18 protein-coding genes are annotated in these 17,903 nt (G+C 59.8%); 16 read left to right on the top strand and 2 right to left on the bottom strand.

The window, feature by feature from the left end:
- Positions 1-63: 63 nt before the first annotated feature.
- Positions 64-1,770: a hypothetical protein gene (locus QP995_RS01550; RefSeq protein WP_016422953.1), complete on the bottom strand. Its 1,707-nt coding sequence runs from the start codon at positions 1,768-1,770 to the stop codon at positions 64-66.
- Between the two features lie 296 nt (positions 1,771-2,066).
- Between QP995_RS01550 and hisD the strand changes: the two genes are divergently transcribed.
- From hisD to QP995_RS01530, 5 genes are all read left to right on the top strand, one after another.
- The gene (gene hisD / locus QP995_RS01545) at positions 2,067-3,419 is read left to right on the top strand and encodes a histidinol dehydrogenase (protein ID WP_284852846.1); all 1,353 of its coding nucleotides are present in this window, start codon (positions 2,067-2,069) and stop codon (positions 3,417-3,419) included.
- Entirely contained in the window at positions 3,419-4,561 is a 1,143-nt protein-coding gene (locus tag QP995_RS01540) for a histidinol-phosphate transaminase (protein ID WP_070545583.1), read from the top strand. The genes hisD and QP995_RS01540 overlap by 1 nt, the downstream gene beginning before the upstream one ends.
- Positions 4,562-4,606: 45 nt before the next feature.
- On the top strand, positions 4,607-5,245 hold the full coding sequence (gene hisB / locus QP995_RS01535) for an imidazoleglycerol-phosphate dehydratase HisB (RefSeq protein WP_070438967.1): 639 nt from the start codon (positions 4,607-4,609) through the stop codon (positions 5,243-5,245).
- Between the two features lie 71 nt (positions 5,246-5,316).
- Positions 5,317-5,529, top strand: coding sequence for a CG2302 family histidine operon protein (locus tag QP995_RS10900; RefSeq protein ID WP_016422950.1), 213 nt, complete (start codon positions 5,317-5,319; stop codon positions 5,527-5,529).
- The gene (locus QP995_RS01530) at positions 5,530-6,951 is read left to right on the top strand and encodes an MFS transporter (protein ID WP_048734650.1); all 1,422 of its coding nucleotides are present in this window, start codon (positions 5,530-5,532) and stop codon (positions 6,949-6,951) included.
- 105 nt (positions 6,952-7,056) lie between these two features.
- On the opposite strand, the gene QP995_RS01525 is transcribed toward QP995_RS01530, so the two are convergent.
- A complete protein-coding gene (locus QP995_RS01525; RefSeq protein WP_284852845.1) occupies positions 7,057-7,680 on the bottom strand; it encodes an arsenate-mycothiol transferase ArsC in 624 nt (207 codons plus the stop codon).
- Positions 7,681-7,868: 188 nt separating this feature from the next.
- Between QP995_RS01525 and hisH the strand changes: the two genes are divergently transcribed.
- The 11 genes from hisH (at position 7,869) to lgt (ending at position 17,893) form a co-directional block, all read left to right on the top strand.
- Positions 7,869-8,567 (top strand): imidazole glycerol phosphate synthase subunit HisH, encoded by a 699-nt coding sequence (hisH, locus tag QP995_RS01520; RefSeq protein WP_049193971.1) that lies wholly within the window; start codon positions 7,869-7,871, stop codon positions 8,565-8,567.
- Positions 8,568-8,715: 148 nt separating this feature from the next.
- A complete protein-coding gene (priA, locus tag QP995_RS01515; RefSeq protein WP_016422946.1) occupies positions 8,716-9,450 on the top strand; it encodes a bifunctional 1-(5-phosphoribosyl)-5-((5-phosphoribosylamino)methylideneamino)imidazole-4-carboxamide isomerase/phosphoribosylanthranilate isomerase PriA in 735 nt (244 codons plus the stop codon).
- Positions 9,451-9,552: 102 nt separating this feature from the next.
- Positions 9,553-10,365: an inositol monophosphatase family protein gene (locus QP995_RS01510; protein WP_049170313.1), complete on the top strand. Its 813-nt coding sequence runs from the start codon at positions 9,553-9,555 to the stop codon at positions 10,363-10,365.
- A gap of 83 nt (positions 10,366-10,448) precedes the next feature.
- Positions 10,449-11,225, top strand: a complete 777-nt coding sequence (gene hisF / locus QP995_RS01505) for an imidazole glycerol phosphate synthase subunit HisF (protein ID WP_284852844.1) — start codon at positions 10,449-10,451, stop codon at positions 11,223-11,225.
- A complete protein-coding gene (gene hisI / locus QP995_RS01500) occupies positions 11,222-11,620 on the top strand; it encodes a phosphoribosyl-AMP cyclohydrolase (protein WP_048734633.1) in 399 nt (132 codons plus the stop codon). Before hisF ends, hisI begins: the two co-directional genes overlap by 4 nt.
- A 111-nt stretch (positions 11,621-11,731) precedes the next feature.
- A complete protein-coding gene (locus tag QP995_RS01495; protein WP_049193970.1) occupies positions 11,732-13,276 on the top strand; it encodes an anthranilate synthase component I in 1,545 nt (514 codons plus the stop codon).
- Between the two features lie 7 nt (positions 13,277-13,283).
- Positions 13,284-13,934 (top strand): TIGR02234 family membrane protein, encoded by a 651-nt coding sequence (locus QP995_RS01490; protein WP_049182100.1) that lies wholly within the window; start codon positions 13,284-13,286, stop codon positions 13,932-13,934.
- Between the two features lie 4 nt (positions 13,935-13,938).
- Complete coding sequence (trpC, locus tag QP995_RS01485) at positions 13,939-14,745, top strand: indole-3-glycerol phosphate synthase TrpC (RefSeq protein WP_016422942.1); 807 nt, start codon at positions 13,939-13,941, stop codon at positions 14,743-14,745.
- Between the two features lie 147 nt (positions 14,746-14,892).
- Entirely contained in the window at positions 14,893-16,182 is a 1,290-nt protein-coding gene (gene trpB, locus QP995_RS01480) for a tryptophan synthase subunit beta (protein ID WP_080985634.1), read from the top strand.
- Positions 16,183-16,962, top strand: coding sequence for a tryptophan synthase subunit alpha (gene trpA / locus QP995_RS01475; protein ID WP_049193968.1), 780 nt, complete (start codon positions 16,183-16,185; stop codon positions 16,960-16,962).
- A gap of 7 nt (positions 16,963-16,969) precedes the next feature.
- The gene (lgt, locus tag QP995_RS01470) at positions 16,970-17,893 is read left to right on the top strand and encodes a prolipoprotein diacylglyceryl transferase (protein ID WP_016422939.1); all 924 of its coding nucleotides are present in this window, start codon (positions 16,970-16,972) and stop codon (positions 17,891-17,893) included.
- Positions 17,894-17,903 lie beyond the last annotated feature (10 nt).

Raw genomic sequence — 17,903 nt, 5'->3', positions numbered from 1 at the left:
CCGTGGCATCGGGAAGATGCAAAAACTGCTTTGTTTTTCAGACCTGTGCAGTCGGGTGCGCTGTTAAGCCGGGTTTGAAAAGCTACGCATTAGTCCACGAACTTCATCGCGCACCGGGTGATCCGGGCCGACTAGGTCGCCGATGCGAACCGCGAACCGGCGGGCGCGTTCCTCATTGTTATCACTAGCAGCAGCACGCACCGCGATGGTCAGTGTGCGGGCGGCGTCGGCAGGGGCGTGGGCTTCTAAGAAAAGCTCGGCAGCTTCGTCGGCGTACTTGTACACGCCGTCGTTGTCCCACACAGACCAGCACAACAGCGCCTGTGCTTCATGCCACTTGGCCGATTCCCAGGACCCAACCACGTAGCCACGTGAGCGTTCCATCAGGTGGTCAGTCAGTTCACTTGTAGCGCCCACGTTACTGAGTGATAGTGCGGCATCCATCAGAGTTTCCGCAGGCGAAATCGGGGACGAGTATCCGGCACGAATATCGGCCAGTGCGTCGAAGAGTACTGCGGCATGCTCAGTATTGCCCTCTTGGACTGCCGATTCCGCCGCAATGGCACAGGAAAAATCAGTACGTGCGGAATCCTGGGTAGGCTCAGACCACTTTGCAACCGACTCCGCTTCCTGGCCGGCATGGTGGAAATCTCCGAGCTCGTACAGTGCCGTTGCCTTCAGCAGCGCGATTTCCATGGTGACTTCACAGTTGGGGTAGTCTGCCGACACATCCTGGGCGCGCTGAGTTAGCTTCAGCATCTCCCCGGCATCGGGCTTGTTGTGTGCCACCTCGAAGTTGATGTCTGCCATCTCACGAACCGCGAGAATATAGTCAGTGTCCAGTCTGTGCTGGTCCGCGACTGCCACGTTGTTTGACAGCATTCGGAACGCGGTATCGCTATTACCTGTCTCTATCGAGTACCGTGCCAAATTCTGCCTCAGCTCAAGGCCCGCGATTACGGAGCGGTTACCGATTGCATTGAGCTGTGAGGCGCAAAGTCGCGCTGCGTCGACGACTTTCCCGGCTCGGTGCAGCAGTGATGCCTCCGTCAGAGTCTTCGCCAGCGCAATCGACTCAAACTTATCCTCATTTGGCAGTGCACGAATCATCTCGTGCAGCTCCCGTGCCAAGTCCTCGCGGTTGACCTTTCGCAGGGCGCTTGCAATCCGAATCAGCGCGTCAGTCAGTGCCGCCCGCTTCTTCCACTGGCGTGGGCTAAACGGCTCCTCCGCTTCTTCGCTTGCCGACGATTCCTGCGGCCGCGGCCCATCCGCATCCGTGGTCACCGCGCTGTGACTGCTGGTTGGGGCATCCAGATCGTCGGCAAGCACGAGTGCCCGGTACGAGGTGATCTCCCTGCTCATGCGTGCGATGAGTGGGATTTCGGTCTCTGCGGCAGCAGAGGTGGGGCCATCGGCGATAAAGGTGGTGTAGCGGCGGGCTTCATCCGCCGCTAGCCGTGCCCGGGCGCGCCAGTACTCCGGGACGTTGTCGTTATCGGATGCCCATACCATCCAGTTCAGGGCGGCATCGTGCGCAGCCGTCATCATGCCGAGCGATTCGGTGACCTCGCGGACTATGCGGTAAAACGCGCCGACGTGTTCGGTAACGCCGTGGGCTTCCGGGTCAGAAAAGAGCTGTGGGTTGTAGAAATGATGCGCGAAAACTGATTCCAGTTGGCGCGTGGCCAGGGAATTGTCGGCTGCGGTCGCGTCTGCATAGGCTGCGACGAGCTCCGGCAAATCCGGGCTGTTTCCTTCCTGGTTCAACAGCTGACCTTTCTACGACTGGTTACTACTTTCCTTAACACTGTAATGGGTCACTGTGGCGGAGCTAACTTGCGCCACAGTATGAGGGGTTAAATGGGGCAATCGGTATGAACCTAACGTGAGAAAGATATGCTTAGTTCATACTCAAGGGTGCCTTTAAGGGCGAATAGTAGCGAAAACCGTGGATAAAGTCTTTGGCTTTGACCCAGATTTTCAATACTTTGTTGTCATTTCTTTGTCACTCTGAAGTGCTCACGTATGAATCCATCGTGCGAATAGGCGGTTACTAATTAATTATGTTGTCCACTATTGATCTTCGCGGTCAGACTCCCACCACCGCCACTCTGCGTCGAGTGTTGCCGCGTGGTGCGGCAGACGTTGATTCGATGATTCCCACGGTCAAGCCCGTTGTCGATGACGTGGCAGTCCGTGGTGTGGAAGCGGCGATGGAGTACTCCGAGAAGTTTGACCGTATTCGTCCGGCATCCATGCGCGTTCCAGCGGAGGTTATCGATGCCGCGGAAGCTGCGCTGGAAGACGATGTCCGCTCTGCTCTGCAGGAGTCCATCGGGCGCGTGCGCGCGTTCCACGCTGCTCAGAAGCCGAATGATAAGACTGTTGAAATTCTGCCCGGCGGCATTGTCCGCGAGAAGTGGATTCCGGTTTCGCGCGTCGGTCTTTACGTCCCCGGGGGCAACGCCGTCTACCCGTCGTCCGTATTGATGAACGTCATCCCAGCTCAGGAAGCTGGTGTGGAGTCCCTCGTCGTCGCCTCTCCGCCGCAGGCCGACAACGACGGCTGGCCGCACCCGACCATCCTGGCTGCCTGCAAGCTGCTTGGCGTGACCGAGGTGTGGGCCGTCGGTGGTGCACAGGCCGTCGCACTGCTCGCATACGGCGATGAAAACGAGAGCCTCGAGCCGGTCGACATGGTCACCGGTCCGGGCAACATCTTCGTTACCGCCGCTAAACGCCTGTGCCGCTCGGTCGTCGGTATCGACGCCGAAGCTGGTCCGACCGAAATCGCCATTCTTGCAGATAACGCCGCTGATCCTGTCTCCGTCGCCTACGACCTGATTTCCCAGGCAGAGCACGACATCATGGCCGCCAGCGTACTTATTACCGACGACGCCGATTTCGCCGCCGCTGTCGACCGCGAGGTCGAAAACCGCTACGAGGTCACCATGAACGCCGACCGCGTTCGTGAGGCGCTCACCGGCAAGCAGTCTGGCATCGTGCTTGTCGACGACATGAATATCGGCATCCAGGTTGCAGATGCCTACGCCGCTGAGCACCTGGAGATCCACACCGAAAACGCACAGGCCGTTGCCGAACGCATTACCAACGCTGGCGCAATCTTCATCGGTCGCTTTTCGCCGGTGCCGCTGGGCGATTACTCGGCTGGCTCCAACCACGTGTTGCCGACCTCCGGTACCGCCCGCCACGCCTCGGGGCTGTCAACGCACACCTTCCTCAAGTCGGTCCACATGATTGACTACAACGAGGCCGCGTTGAAGGAAGTTGCCGACAGCGTAGTAGTCCTGGCCAACGAAGAACGACTGCCAGCGCACGGCGAGGCCATCCGCGCCCGCTTTGAGACGCTTCTCGGCTCTGAGAGCAATGGCGCAGAAAAGGGGAACGACAACTAATGAGCAACCAGCCTGAGAACCAGTCACAGCAGTCGGTAGCCAAGTTGGTGCTGGCAGATTTGCCACTGCGCGACGAACTGCGCGGCGAGGAAGCCTACGGTGCTCCGCAGCTCGACGTCGATGTTCGCCTGAACACCAACGAAAACCCGTACCCGCCATCCGATGACCTCATCGCCGACCTGGTGGCGCAAGTGGAGAAGGTCGCCTCTGACCTCAACCGCTACCCGGACCGTGACGCAGTAGTACTGCGCAGCGCACTCGCCGACTATGTCACCCGCCAGACCGGCGTGGACATCACCGTTGACCAGGTATGGGCTGCCAACGGCTCCAACGAGATTCTCCAGCAGCTGCTGCAGGCATTCGGCGGGCCAGGGCGCAGCGCAATGGGGTTTGTGCCCAGTTACTCAATGCACCCAATCCTCTCGTCCGGCACGCAGACGGAGTTTATCGGCATCGACCGCGACCCGGAGACCTTCGACATCGACATGGATAGTGCGCTCGCGGCAATTGCCGAGCACCGTCCTGACGTCATCTTCATCACGACGCCGAACAACCCGACTGGCAACCTGACTACGCTCGCTGACTTGCGCCGCATTATTGAAGCCGCGCCGGGCATCGTCATTGTCGATGAGGCCTACGCCGAGTTCACTGAGGAGCCGTCGGCGACAACGCTGCTGGTTGAGTTCCCGTCGAAGCTGGTTGTCTCCCGCACGATGAGCAAGGCTTTCGACTTCGCAGGAGGCCGCCTCGGCTACTTCGTTGCTAACCCGGCATTTATTGATGCTGTGATGCTCGTACGTCTGCCATACCACCTGTCGACGTTGACACAGGCCGCAGCCACAGTTGCACTTCGCCACTCGGATGCGACGCTGTCGACCGTCGCAAAGCTTGCCGACGAGCGTGACCGCGTCGTAGCCGCCCTGAACAGCTATGGCTACGACGTGATTGACTCGTACTCGAACTTTGTCTTCTTCGGTCGTTTCGCCGATGCCTCGACGGCATGGCAGAGCTTCTTGGACGAGGGAGTACTCATCCGCGATGTTGGCGTGCCCGGTCGTTTGCGTGCCACTATTGGTCTGCCCAGTGAAAATGATGCACTGCTGGCGGCGGCCAAGAAATTGGCAGCGACCGCGCTGGCTTAAGCGAAATGCTGCTGGTACATCCCACTATAAGGAGAAATCTGACTTATGCACGCCAGTGATAAGGACCATCTGAAGGCAGAGCGCACTGAGCGCGTTGGCCGTATCGAGCGCGCCACCCGCGAATCGAGCATCGTCTGCTCGGTGAATCTCGATGGCACCGGCAAGGCCGATATTTCGACCGGTCTGCCGTTCTTCGACCACATGTTGACCGCTTTCGGCTCCCACGGCAGCTTCGACCTGACTGTGCACGCCAACGGCGACACCGAGGTCGATGCGCACCACACGGTGGAGGATACCGGCATTGTGATGGGGCAGGCCTTCGCCCAGGCGTTGGGGGACAAGTCTGGTATTCGTCGCTTTGGTGACTGCTATATCCCGATGGATGAAACGCTGGCACACGCAGTGGTTGATGTGTCTGGTCGCCCGTACTTCGTTGGCACTGGCGAACCAGAGCAGATGTTGACTGCCGTTATTGGTGGTCACTACGCAACGGTTATCAACGAGCATTTCTTTGAGTCCTTCGCCCTAAATGCCCGTATTGCGCTGCATGTTCGCTGTCTCTACGGGCGCGATCCGCACCACATCACCGAGGCTGAGTACAAGGCTGTGGCCCGTGCCCTGCGTGCTGCCGTCGAGGACGACCCGCGCGTCCACGGTGTGCCGTCGACCAAGGGCACTCTGTAGGTCGCAGCTGAAGTAGACGGCCGCTGTAGGAAACCGGAAAATCCGCCTTAGCTGGCATTTTAGGGGAATCGATGGTAACAACGTCTGTAGACGTGCTTTTAGCGCAGGTGTCTACCGCATCGACGCTGAGCACTTATTTTTTGTTCATTGTCGCTGGTCTGCTGGTGGGCGGAACATGGTCACTCTATAAATCCGGATCGAGGGTCGGAACAATTGTCCTTGGTCTCTTATCTGTGATCGCGCTCGCCGGCGCAATTTTGTGGTTGATAGGAGTGATGGAGTAAATGGCGTCCCGGGTGATGGACCGCAGGCAGTTGGACGAACTGGACAGCATGTGGAAAGCGCCCGGACTAGTACCTACGCTAGTCGCCGTGATGGCCGCCTTCGGTGGCTGGTCACTCCTCATGCCTGTCATTCCGCAGGCAATTCTTGACGATGGCGGTGGAACCTCGCTCGCCGGTGCCTACACCGGTGTTTTTATGGCCGCTACCGTTCTCACACAGACGCAGACTCCACGTATGTGTCGCCGTCTTGGCTACGGCATGACCATGCTGATTTCAGGTCTGTTTCTGGGCTTGCCGACGATTCTGCACATCTTTGGCACCGATGCTGCTTTGGTGCTCATCATTGCGGTTCTCCGCGGTATGGGCTTCGGTGCGTTGACTGTCGCCGAGTCCGCATTGATTGCCGAGCTAGTGCCAATGAAATTTCTGGGTAAGGCCTCTGGCGTTCTCGGTGTGGCAGTTGGTTTATCTGAGCTCATTTTCTTGCCACTAGGACTAATCATTGCGGACAAGACGGGTTCTTACACCCCTGTTTATGTCCTGGGCGCCGTCATCTCGCTTGTCGGTTCGTTGATGGCACTCTTTATCCCGAAGATTAAGCCAGCGCCGAAGGAGGGCAAGGGCGGCAAGGAAGACGTCGGCGATCCTGTGCCCGGATCTGCAGCAACTCAGCCGAGCCCCGTTGAGCACGTTGCCACATGGAAGCTGGTGGCCATTCCCGCGCTCGCAATTTGCACGATTGCGATGGGCTTTGGTGGTATTTCCGCATTCCTTGCCCCGGCAGCTCGCGAAATTGATCTGGTCTCCGGTGCGGTTGTGGCTGGCCTGTCGCTGTCTGTTCTCGGTGGCGCGCAGATGGTGTTCCGTTATTTCGCAGGAATCTACGCCGACCGGAAGTCGGAGGCTGGAATTCTGCTGATTCCGGCATTGATCAGTGGTTTTGTTGGCCTGCTGATGATGTCCGGCGTGGTTCTCTTTGATCTGTCGGCCTGGCTGCTGCTGGTTGCGGCCATTTTCTACGGCGCGGGCTTCGGCATAGTGCAAAATGAGGCTCTGCTGCTGATGTTTGCCCGCCTGCCGCGTGACCGTACTGCTGAGGCCAGTGCCTTCTGGAACATGTCCTTTGACTCGGGCACTGGTATCGGCTCGTTCGTTCTGGGAGCCGTAGCCGCGGCTGCACTCCGTCCGTACCCGGCTGTCTTTGCCTTTGCGGCAGCTCTGCTGGCAGTTGGCCTCATTGGTGCGGTGCTCGACCGAATCATCGGAAAGCACCGCGTGGCGGAATACCAGAACACCCGCGCTACGCTGCGTCGTCTGGGAGATGCCGTGAAGCGTCGTACGCCGGAGGCCGCTGTGCGTGTTGCCCGCCCGGCAAAGAATGCAGTGACGCGTTTGACGGTTCGGGACCGCAAGAAGAAGTAACTACACACAAAGAGACATTTGAAAAAGAGTGGCTGCGCAAGTTCTTGCGCAGCCACTCTTTTTGGTTATTAGATTCAACCCCCGGCGTGGGGCAGCCGTGCCTGTTTACGCGACGGCGACGTCCATCTCGGTGAAGAGAGCCCGCAGGCGGGTTTCGATATCGTCGATAAGCGACTGGAGCTCATCGTCTGCGAGATTGTCCGGATCTGCGACATCCCATTCCACGTAGCGGTCGCCGGGGACTGCTGGTGTCTCGTCGATGCCCATGAGTACGACAACGTCGGCGCGGTGGGAAACGCGGGGAGTAATCACCTTTTGGGTGAGGCGTGAGGTGTCCACGCCACGGTCGTGAAGAGCCGCGACGACGCGAGGGTTCAGGCCATCCTCTGGATTGAGGCCGATAGTGCGGATAAAGACTTCGTCGCCAACCAGGTGGTAGGCCAGGGCAGTGGCAATCTGACTGCGGCCGGAACCGCGGCTATCGGCAAAGAGAATCTCTTGGCGCGGGGCGCAGTCCTTGCATCCGCTCGCGGCCTTGATGCGTTCGGTGGCCTCGCGTTCGGCGAGGACGGGGAGGAAGTTAGTCACCTTCGCAGAGCTGGACAGCTCTGCAATGACATCGTCGAGGATGGAATCGATAGTCGCAGCATCGCAGGCTGCACCATAGAGTCGGTGAAGGTCCTCGCGGACAATGGCAAATGATTTACTAAGAACGGATGCGGTAGTCATGGCGTCGGAGCCTCTCTGTGAAAAGTAATCAGGGGTATTAGGGATAAATCAATAACTTAGTTAACCTGTTGTTAACCTTGAGTTTACCAAAGTATTCGGTAGTTGTATACCAGTGCTTTTGCCTATCCAGGCAGTTTTCTTGGGGTAAGTGGCAAACATCGATTCCCAGCGCCTTAAAATGTCCAACTATGGAACAAGTCTCACCTTCGACGAAGACCCCGACCGTTGCCATCCTTGATTACGGCTCCGGTAATTTGCGTTCAGCTGAGCGCGCTGTGGCCACCACGGGTGCCGAGGTTATTGTGACCGCCGATCCGAAGACCGTGATGGAGGCCGATGGTCTGCTCGTTCCCGGCGTCGGCGCCTATGCCGCATGCATGGAGGGTTTGCATCGAGTACAAGGGCCGCGCCTAATCGGCTCACGACTCGCAGGTGGTCGACCAGTGATGGGAATCTGCGTCGGTATGCAGGTGCTCTTTGACCGCGGCGTCGAGTACGCCGACGGCATCCACGCAGCGGAGACCGACGCATCCGCAGCTGTCACCGGCACCCCGGGTTGTGGTGAATGGCCCGGTACTGTCGAGCGTCTCGAGGCGTCGATTCTGCCGCATATGGGCTGGAACACGGTTGAAGTACCGGAAGGCTCAAAGATGTTTAAGGGACTGGAGGGTCAGCGTTTTTACTTCGTCCACTCCTACGGTGTGCGCAAGTGGGACCTTAATACGGATTCTCGCATCGCTCCGCCGCTGGTGACGTGGTCTGCCCACGAATCCGATCGGTTTATCGCAGCCGTGGAAAACGGTCCGCTGTGGGCCACGCAGTTCCACCCTGAGAAGTCTGGTGAAGCAGGGTTGAAGCTGCTGCAGAACTGGGTGGACACGCTGTAGTTGCCCAATCGGTAGTATCTGCCCTAACCGCACTACCTGGTAGGTGACGGAGTTTCGCCACCTAGACCACCTATACTGAGATAACTAGCAACAAGCATCGTGGTGACAATCGCCACAACGCCCAAAAGTCGAAGAGAGTAGAGCCCCCATGAGTTTGACCCTGCTGCCCGCTGTAGACGTAGCCGATGGCCAGGCTGTGCGCCTTGTTCAGGGTGCTGCTGGAACCGAGACTTCCTATGGTGCACCGCTGGAAGCTGCCATGAATTGGCAGAACGCAGGCGCTGAGTGGATCCACCTGGTCGACCTCGATGCCGCGTTCGGTCGCGGTTCGAACTACGACCTGCTTGCCGACGTGGTGGGCAAGCTCGACGTGAAGGTGGAGCTCTCCGGCGGTATCCGTGACAACGCTTCGCTCGAGGCTGCGCTGGCCACCGGCTGTGCCCGCGTCAATATTGGCACCGCCGCACTGGAGAATCCGGAGTGGTGCCGCGAGGTTATCGCCAACTACGGCGACCGTGTAGCCATTGGTCTGGATGTTCTTAACGAAGAGGGGCAGTGGCGCCTGCGCGGCCGCGGCTGGGTCTCCGACGGCGGTGACCTCTGGGAGGTGCTGGAGCGCCTGGATGCTCAGGGTGCATCCCGTTTCGTGGTGACTGACGTCTCCAAGGACGGCACCCTGCAGGGGCCGAATGTGGAACTGCTGCGCGAGGTCGCCGCTGCTACCGATGCTCCAATCGTCGCTTCCGGCGGTGTCAGCAGCCTGGACGACATTGCAGCTATTGCCACACTGGTCGATGAGGGCGTTGACTCCGCAATTGTGGGTAAGGCGCTCTACGCAGGGCGTTTCACCCTGGAAGAGGCCCTGGCAGTAGCTCGCGGCTAAAGAGAACACTTTCGTGGCCGGGCCGGGGAGACGTCGTCAAGCGAAAGCGTTAACGAGCAAACGGCACCCCGGCTGAGACGGCGGATGAAGGACTTAGAAAGTATGGATGCCCTGGAACCGCGGGCGATGCTCGCTATTGCTGAAGCGGCGCTCGATGAGGTTGAAGGCCTGTTCACGCAGCAGGTGGGCGCGGACCCGGTTGTCATGAAGCCGCGCGGAGATTTCGCGACGGAGACTGACCTGGAAATTGAGCGTCGTCTGCGCAAGCTCCTCACGCAGTATTCTGGGCTGCCCGTCTACGGCGAGGAATTCGGTGGCAAAGTCCCCGAGGAACATACCGCCTGGGTCATCGATCCGATTGACGGCACCACGAACTATTCCAACGGTTTTCCGCTGTGTGCCATGCTGCTCACACTCATGCATGAGGGGGAGCCGGTGGTTGGTATTACCTCCATGCCTCTGCTACGCCGGCGTATTACCGCAGCTAAAGGTAGCGGCACGTTCGTCAACGGCCGTCGCGTCAACATCGACGCCGAGGCCGGCCGCCCGGTTTCGATTGCCTTCGGGTCCGTCATCGCGAGTACCGACGGCACACTCCCGCGCAAGTGGCGTCAACTGCTGCTGTCAAAGGTGGGCGAACGCTATCCGACGATCCGAATTACTGGCTCTGTCGGAGTGGACTTGGGTTCCACCGCGATGGGGGCATTCGGCGGCACCGTGACTTTCTCACCGCATGTGTGGGATAACGCAGCTGGTGTACTTCAGATTTCCGAAGCCGGTGGCGTGGTCACAGACTTGGCGGGCAATCCTTGGCGGCATGATTCCGTAGGCGTGCTGGCGGGAACTCGCGATGTTCATGCCACGCTGCGGTCGATTATTGACCAACTGGGTCGTCCGGAGACTTTCCGGAGCTAAACCGTGGGCGACGTCCCGAGCTGGGTGGTTGCGCAAACCGTCGATCCACAACTTTGAGCTAACACGAGGAGAACTTAAAAACTATGTCTCTGGCAGTACGCGTGATTCCTTGCCTGGATGTCAACAATGAGCGGGTCGTCAAGGGGGTTAACTTTGAGAATCTCCGTGATGCCGGCGATCCGGTGGAGCTGGCTCGCCGCTATGGCGAGGAGGGCGCTGATGAGCTGACCTTCCTGGATGTCACGGCTTCCAAGGATGGCCGTGGCACCATGCTCGACGTGGTGCGTCGCACCGCAAGTGAGGTCTTCATTCCGCTGACGGTCGGCGGTGGCGTGCGCAGCGTCGAGGATGTCGATCAGCTGCTCCGCGCCGGAGCTGACAAGGTCAGTGTCAATACCGCTGCGATCGCACGTCCAGAACTGCTCAGCGAGCTGTCGCGCCGCTTCGGTGCGCAGTGTGTCGTCCTGTCGGTGGATGCCCGCCGCGTTCCCGAGGGAGGCACGCCGCAGCCGTCGGGCTTCGAGGTGACGACGCACGGTGGTTCACGCTCGGCGGGGATCGACGCCGTCGAGTGGGCACGCCGCGGCGAGGAGCTCGGGGTCGGCGAGATTCTGCTGAACTCCATGGACGGCGACGGCACCAAGGACGGTTTCGACCTGGAGCTTCTGGAGAAAGTCCGCGCTGCCGTCGACGTCCCGGTGATTGCCTCTGGCGGTGCGGGCAAGGCAGAGCACTTCCCGCCAGCAGTGCGCGCCGGCGCCAACGCGGTGTTGGCCGCATCCATTTTCCACTTCGGCGAGGTCAGCATTGCTGAGGTTAAGGAAGAGATGGCCCGCGAGGGAATCGAGGTGCGCCAGTGACTGGTCTAGCCCCGGGCGCTGCAGCTCACGGCGCCGGCGACGATCCGCGTGAGTACACGCTCCCAGCAGATATCGCGAACATCGCCAAGTTCAACGCTGACGGCTTGATTCCCGCTATTGTGCAGGAGGAATCCACTGGCCGCGTGCTCATGATGGCGTGGATGGATTCCCACGCGCTGGCGTACACCATCGCTACCAAGCGCGGCACTTACTGGTCGCGCTCCCGGTCCGAGTACTGGATTAAGGGGCTTACTAGTGGCCATTTCCAGACCGTGACATCGCTGGCGTTGGACTGTGATGGCGATACCGTGCTGATGCAGGTAGTGCAGGACGGCGCGGCATGCCACACTGGCTCGCATAGCTGCTTTGACGTGCATCCCGTGTTCGAGGGCTAATCAGTCGATCCGGGTTGCCGAGGTGGGGATTTCGTCGTCAAGCGCGCCCACCTCCGGTGAAGTCCGGGGTTAAGTGATGTGCAATCCGGGGTGCGTGGCACAATAGCGGCTATGACTCGTATCACCATGACCACGCGTGAGCGCTTTCGTGAACTGGCTGCACACCATCGGGTCGTGCCCGTGGTTCGCAAGGTTTTGGCGGACGGCGAAACGGCGCTGTCGGCCTACCGCAAGCTCGCGGCCGATCGTCCCGGCACTTTCTTGCTGGAGTCCTCCGATGTGGGGCAGTCGTGGTCGCGCTGGTCATTTATCGGTTGCGGCAGTCGTGCTGCGCTGACGGTGGATGATGCGGGGGAGGCAACCTGGATTGGTAATGCGCCGTCGGGTGCGCCAGAGGGCGGAAATCCGTTGGATGCTCTGCGTCGCACGCTGGAGCTGCTGCACACGGAGCTTCCGCTTGCCGACGATGCCTCGGTACCCAAGCTCACCTCTGGTCTCGTTGGCTACTTCGGGCATGACATTGTCCGCTACATCGAGCCACAGCTGCCGGATACCACTGACAATGATTTGCAGATTCCGGAGCTCATGCAGCTGCTGGTGGAGGATCTGGCTGCTTTTGACCACCACGAGGGCGTGCTGTGGCTGATTTCCAATGCTGTCAACTGGGACGGCTCGGATGAGCGGATTGACCAGGCGTATGACACCGCCTGTGACCGTGTCAATGCGATGGTGGAGCGGTTGTCAGAGCCTTCTGATCTGCGTCCGGCGGAAATTAGCTTCCCAGAGCCGGTGATTCGTCGCCAGCGCGCCGCCGACGACCACATGGATCGTATTGAGCGTTGTAAGGACCACATCCGAGCTGGTGATGCGTTCCAGATTGTGCTCTCGCAGCGGTTCGAGATGGACACGCAGGCGTCAGCTTTTGATATCTACCGCATCCTGCGGGTTTCCAATCCGTCGCCCTACATGTTCCTGGTCAACGTTCCAACCAAGGACTTCTCCGCTACCGCTTTTCAAATTGTCGGTTCCTCCCCGGAATCACTCGTGGCAGTTCAGGGCAGTGAGGTCATCACCAATCCCATCGCGGGCACACGTCCGCGCGGTGCCACGGTGGAGCAGGACAATGCGCTGGAAGCTGATTTGCTGGCAGACGAGAAGGAAAATAGTGAGCATCTGATGCTCGTTGATCTTGGCCGCAATGACCTCGGACGTGTCTGCCGCCCGGGCAGTGTAGTTGTGCACGACTTCCGTCATATTGAGCGCTACAGTCACGTTATGCATCTGGTCTCTACGGTCACCGGCGAGCTTTCCAGCGACGCCACTGCCGTCGACGCGTTCGCGGCCACCTTCCCAGCGGGAACGCTGTCGGGTGCGCCGAAGCCTTCCGCGCTGAGCATTATCGACAAGTTCGAAGACACGCGTCGGGGTGTTTACGGCGGCACTGTTGGATACTTTGACTTCCGGGGCAATACCGATCAGGCAATTGCCATCCGCACAGGTGTGAAGAAGGGCGATACGGTCTATGTTCAGGCTGGCGGCGGAATTGTCAGTGACTCTGACCCGGTGGCAGAGGATGAGGAGACCCGCAACAAGGCCGCGGCCGTGCTGCGAGCTGTCGCGGCAGCTGAGACACTAGTCCCAGCGGAAAGGAGCTAGGTTTTCGATGAAGTCGACAACGATGCTCTCCGGTGGCCTCATTGGTGTGGCCGCAGCGGGAATGTGGTTGTGCAGCCGTAGTGCGTGGCTGACGGTCGATACTGTTGATGACAAGTCCGGTCCAGCGACCACAGATTTGGTGGGCGCAGTCTGGGCTCCAGAGTTGACGTCGATTGCGCTGGCAATGGTGGCTGCACTGTTTGCCACCACCATTTTGGGCTCACTGGGGCGCCGTATTGTCGGTGGCCTCGCGGCGCTGCTCGCAGTTGCGGCGTCGTGGACTCCGATGACTCTGCTTGCCAGCGGAGAAGACGGGGTGGATTCCCAGCGGGCACTGGATTTGTTGACGTCGGGAAGCGCCTCACAGCGCGCCAGTGATGCGGTGACTGTGGCAGACTGGGCGCAGATCTCAGCGATTGAAGTGCATGCGATGGGGCCATCCCTGGCCTTGCTGTGCTGCGCATTGGCGCTGGTCGGGGCGGTATTGTTGGTGCGTCGACCGGGTACTGTGAAGAAGCAGAAGTCCAGCGCGTATGAGACCCCGGAGGTACGCCGTCAGCGTATCGCCGAGGACCTGGAGGAAGACCCACAGTCGGGTCGAGTTCTGTGGGATGCTTTGGATGCCGGTGTAGATCCTACGGATCTGGATAAGGAGTAAGGCCGTGGCTAACGTTCTGGACAAGATTATTGAGGGCGTGCGGGAAGATCTCGCTGCTCGGGAAGCCAAGATTTCCTACGGTGAAATCAAGGAGCTCTCGCTGAAGGCGCCGTCGCCGATTGATGCCGTGGCGGCACTGGCTAAGCCCGGGGTGCAGGTGATTGCAGAGGTCAAGCGTGCCTCTCCGTCGAAGGGAGAGCTGGCTGACATCCCTTCGCCGGAGGTCTTGGCGGCAGAGTACGAGCAGGGTGGCGCGGCTGTCATTTCCTGTCTGACTGAGGAGCGCCGCTTCCGCGGTTCGCTCGCCGACCTCGATGCCGTGCGCCGCGCGGTCAACATTCCAGTGCTGCGCAAGGATTTCATCGTCACTCCGTACCAGGTCCATGAGGCCCGCGCACACGGTGCCGACCTGGTGCTGCTGATGTGCTCCGCTTTGGATCAGCCGACGCTGGAATCCCTGCTGGATCGCACCGAGTCGCTTGGCATGAACGCTCTGGTTGAGGCGCACACCGAAGAAGAGGTCGAGCGTGCCGAGGCCGCTGGTGCCAAGATCCTCGGCATCAACGCCCGCAATCTAAAGACCCTCGACGTGGATCTCTCCGTGTACGAACGCCTTGCGCCGATGTTGCCGGATCATGTTGTGAAGGTGGCAGAGTCCGGTGTCAAGGGGCCGGAGGAACTGCGCTACTACGCCTCCCACGGCGCCGACGCGGTACTGGTGGGCGAGGGCCTGGTTACCGCGGGCAAGCCGGGTGAGGCTTGCCGACGTCTCGTTGCCGCCGGTGTCCACCCGACACTCCGCAGCGAGTAGTGATAGACCGCAGTTGCGATAAGCAGCTGTACCGCGCTGCGAACTGCGCCTAGTTTGGTTGCGTGTCACACCTGTTGTGCTGGCACACCACAGTTTCTTAGGCCTTATGTCCCCGCAACCGGTGGGGATAGTCCACAATAGATAACTGTGAGTGACCAAGATTTCAAGAATCATGATGCCCGCGGTGACCGCCTGCCCACGATGGGTGAGGTTATCGCGGAGACAACGAACCACGAATCAGATGCCATTGGGCACTGGGGTAAGTGGGGCGGCCAGTTTGTGCCGGAGGCGCTGATGGCCGTTATCGGTGAGGTCACCGATGGCTACGCGAAGGCCCGCGTTGATCAGGATTTTCTCGATGAGCTCGACCGGCTTCAGCGTACTTATGTCGGACGTCCCTCGCCGCTGTACTACGCGGAGAAGTTCTCCGCTGATATCGGCGCTGACGTCTGGCTCAAGCGCGAGGATTTGAATCACACCGGTAGCCACAAGATTAATAACGTCTTGGGGCAGGTTCTGCTTGCTAAGCGCATGGGCAAGAAGAACATCATTGCCGAGACCGGTGCCGGCCAGCACGGTGTCGCAACCGCGACTGCCTGTGCGCTGCTCGGCCTTAACTGCCGTATCTACATGGGCAAGGTCGACGCAATCCGCCAGCGCCTCAATATCGCCCGCATGCGCCTGCTTGGTGCCGAGGTTATCGAGGTCGAGATTGGTTCGAAGACTCTCAAGGACGCGATCAATGAGGCCATGCGTTTTTGGGTTTCACACGCCGATGACACCTACTACTGCTTCGGCACTGCAGCCGGCCCGCACCCGTTCCCAACAATGGTGCGCGACTTCCAGCGCATCATCAGCGCCGAGGCACGCCAGCAGATCCTCGCGGAGACCGGCTCGCTTCCCGACGCTGTCGTGGCGTGTGTCGGCGGCGGTTCTAATGCGATCGGCGCGTTCCACCACTTCATCGATGATGAATCGGTTCGACTGATTGGCGCTGAAGCTGGCGGTGACGGTGTTGAGACCGGTCGCCATGCAGCACCGATTTCGGCCGCCGGTAATCCGGGGGTGTTCCAGGGCTCCTTCGCCGCCCTGATGCAGAACGAGGACGGCCAGATTACAGAGTCTCATTCGATTTCCGCGGGTCTGGATTACCCGGGCGTGGGCCCGGAGCACTCTTACCTGGCTGATATTGATCGCGCGTCCTACCTGCCGGTGACCGATACCCAGGCGATGCAGGCATTCCAGGACCTGACTCGGATGGAGGGCATCCTGCCCGCTATCGAGTCCGCACACGCGGTGGCTGCCGCCCGACTCATCAGCGGTGAACTGAATGAAGAGCTGGGCCGTAAGCCGCTGATTATTGTCAATGTTTCCGGTCGCGGTGACAAGGATGTCGACACCGCTGCTAAGTGGTTTGATCTGATGGAGGAGTCCTAAATGAGTCTGAGTGACGTCTTTGACAAGGTCCGTGAGGAAAACCGCGCAGCATTCATCGGCTACTACCCAGCGGGTTTCCCGACCACCGATAAGTCGATTGAGAACATCAAGGCGATTGTCGACGCTGGCGCCGACATCATCGAGGTCGGCCTGCCTTTCTCCGACCCGATGATGGATGGCCCAACCATTCAGGATGCCGCCAACGTGGCTCTGGATGCGGGCTTCCGTACCCGTGAGATTATGCGGGTGGTTCGCGAAGTCACCGAGCACGGCGGTACCTGTGTGGTCATGAGCTACTGGAATCCGATTCTCCAGTATGGTCCGGAGCGTTTCGCCAAGGACTTGGCCGCCGCTGGTGGTCGTGGCACCATCATCCCGGATCTTATCCCCGAGGAGGCCGGCCAATGGCAGCGTGCAGCTGAGGCCAATGGTCTGTCCAACATCATGTTGGTGGCCCCGTCATCGACCAACGAGCGTCTGCAGCTAACTGCCACCGCGTCGACCGGCTTCGTCTACGCCACCAGCCACATGGGTGTCACAGGTGCCCAGGCTAGCGTCGACTCGGCCGCCGGCAAATTGGTTGCCCGCACGCGCGAGGTCACCGATACACCGGTGTGCGTCGGTTTGGGTGTCTCCAATGGGGCACAGGCCGCGGAGATTGCCGAGTTTGCGGATGGCGTAATCGTTGGCTCGGCACTGATCAAGGCCGCGATGAAGAGCACCGATGACCTGGTAACGCTCGCCCGTGAACTCGCCGCGGGCGTACGAGGAGAGAGCTAGCGCATTTATGAGTTCCACCCTTGTTCTCGCTGAAACTGCAACGACGTATCTGGCCAACATTCCCTCTCCGCCGCAGGGGGTGTGGCAGTTAGGACCGCTACCACTGCGCGGTTACGCGATTTCCATCTTGGTTGGCGTACTCGTCGGCATTTATTGGATGCAGCGCCGCTACGCGGCCAGGGGTGGAGACCCGGAGTTGGTCCTCGACATTGCCATTGCGGTTATTCCTGCGGGCATTATCGGCGGCCGTCTCTACCACGTCGCCACTGACTGGGAGAAGTACTTCGGCCTCGGCGCCAATCCCGCCGATGCACTGAAAATCACCAATGGTGGCCTCGGCATCTGGGGAGCGGTGGCGCTGGGGGTGCTGGCCGCGTGGGCGGTCGCTAAGTGGCGAAAGGTGCCGTTTGCGCCAGTTCTTGACGCGGCCGCACCCGCGATCATCCTTGGACAGGCCATTGGGCGTCTGGGCAATTGGTTCAACCAGGAACTCTACGGTGGCCCAACGTCACTTCCGTGGGGCCTGGAAATTTACCAACGAGTTGATGAGTTTGGCCGGGTTGCCCCTGTCACCGGAACGTCGACAGGCGAAGTGCTGGCCGTGGTGCATCCAACGTTTCTCTACGAGATGGTGTGGAACGTCCTCGCCTGTCTGGTCATTGTGTGGGCGGACCGAAAGTTCAAGATGGGCGGAGGACGCGTCTTTGCGCTCTATGTCGCGGCCTACACTTTGGGGCGTTTCTTCATTGAACTCATGCGCGTCGATGACGCAACGCTGATATTCGGTGTGCGTATTAATAACATCACGTCGCTCGTGGTCTTTTTCTGCGCTGTCATTGCTTTGTGGATTCTGCGGTCCAAGAGCCGCGAAACCGCAGCTGAAGTCGGGGGAGAGCGCGAGGCTGCTGAAGCTCACAGTGCTTCCAACTGACGCATAGCCC

Origin of the sequence: Corynebacterium sp. MSK032, assembly GCF_030232065.1 — a bacterium.
GTDB lineage: Bacteria > Actinomycetota > Actinomycetes > Mycobacteriales > Mycobacteriaceae > Corynebacterium > Corynebacterium jeikeium_D.
Note: the sequence above shows the minus strand (reverse complement) of the source record. Positions and strands in the feature narration are given on the sequence as shown.

Coding starts and splice junctions, on each gene's coding strand:
- hisH (WP_049193971.1), top strand. CDS start 7,869: ATGGAACAAGTCTCACCTTCGACGAAGACCCCGACCGTTGCCATCCTT.
- hisF (WP_284852844.1), top strand. CDS start 10,449: ATGTCTCTGGCAGTACGCGTGATTCCTTGCCTGGATGTCAACAATGAG.
- QP995_RS10900 (WP_016422950.1), top strand. CDS start 5,317: ATGGTAACAACGTCTGTAGACGTGCTTTTAGCGCAGGTGTCTACCGCA.
- priA (WP_016422946.1), top strand. CDS start 8,716: ATGAGTTTGACCCTGCTGCCCGCTGTAGACGTAGCCGATGGCCAGGCT.
- hisD (WP_284852846.1), top strand. CDS start 2,067: ATGTTGTCCACTATTGATCTTCGCGGTCAGACTCCCACCACCGCCACT.
- hisB (WP_070438967.1), top strand. CDS start 4,607: ATGCACGCCAGTGATAAGGACCATCTGAAGGCAGAGCGCACTGAGCGC.
- QP995_RS01540 (WP_070545583.1), top strand. CDS start 3,419: ATGAGCAACCAGCCTGAGAACCAGTCACAGCAGTCGGTAGCCAAGTTG.
- QP995_RS01495 (WP_049193970.1), top strand. CDS start 11,732: ATGACTCGTATCACCATGACCACGCGTGAGCGCTTTCGTGAACTGGCT.
- QP995_RS01510 (WP_049170313.1), top strand. CDS start 9,553: ATGGATGCCCTGGAACCGCGGGCGATGCTCGCTATTGCTGAAGCGGCG.
- trpA (WP_049193968.1), top strand. CDS start 16,183: ATGAGTCTGAGTGACGTCTTTGACAAGGTCCGTGAGGAAAACCGCGCA.
- QP995_RS01530 (WP_048734650.1), top strand. CDS start 5,530: ATGGCGTCCCGGGTGATGGACCGCAGGCAGTTGGACGAACTGGACAGC.
- QP995_RS01490 (WP_049182100.1), top strand. CDS start 13,284: ATGAAGTCGACAACGATGCTCTCCGGTGGCCTCATTGGTGTGGCCGCA.
- lgt (WP_016422939.1), top strand. CDS start 16,970: ATGAGTTCCACCCTTGTTCTCGCTGAAACTGCAACGACGTATCTGGCC.
- QP995_RS01525 (WP_284852845.1), bottom strand. CDS start 7,680: ATGACTACCGCATCCGTTCTTAGTAAATCATTTGCCATTGTCCGCGAG.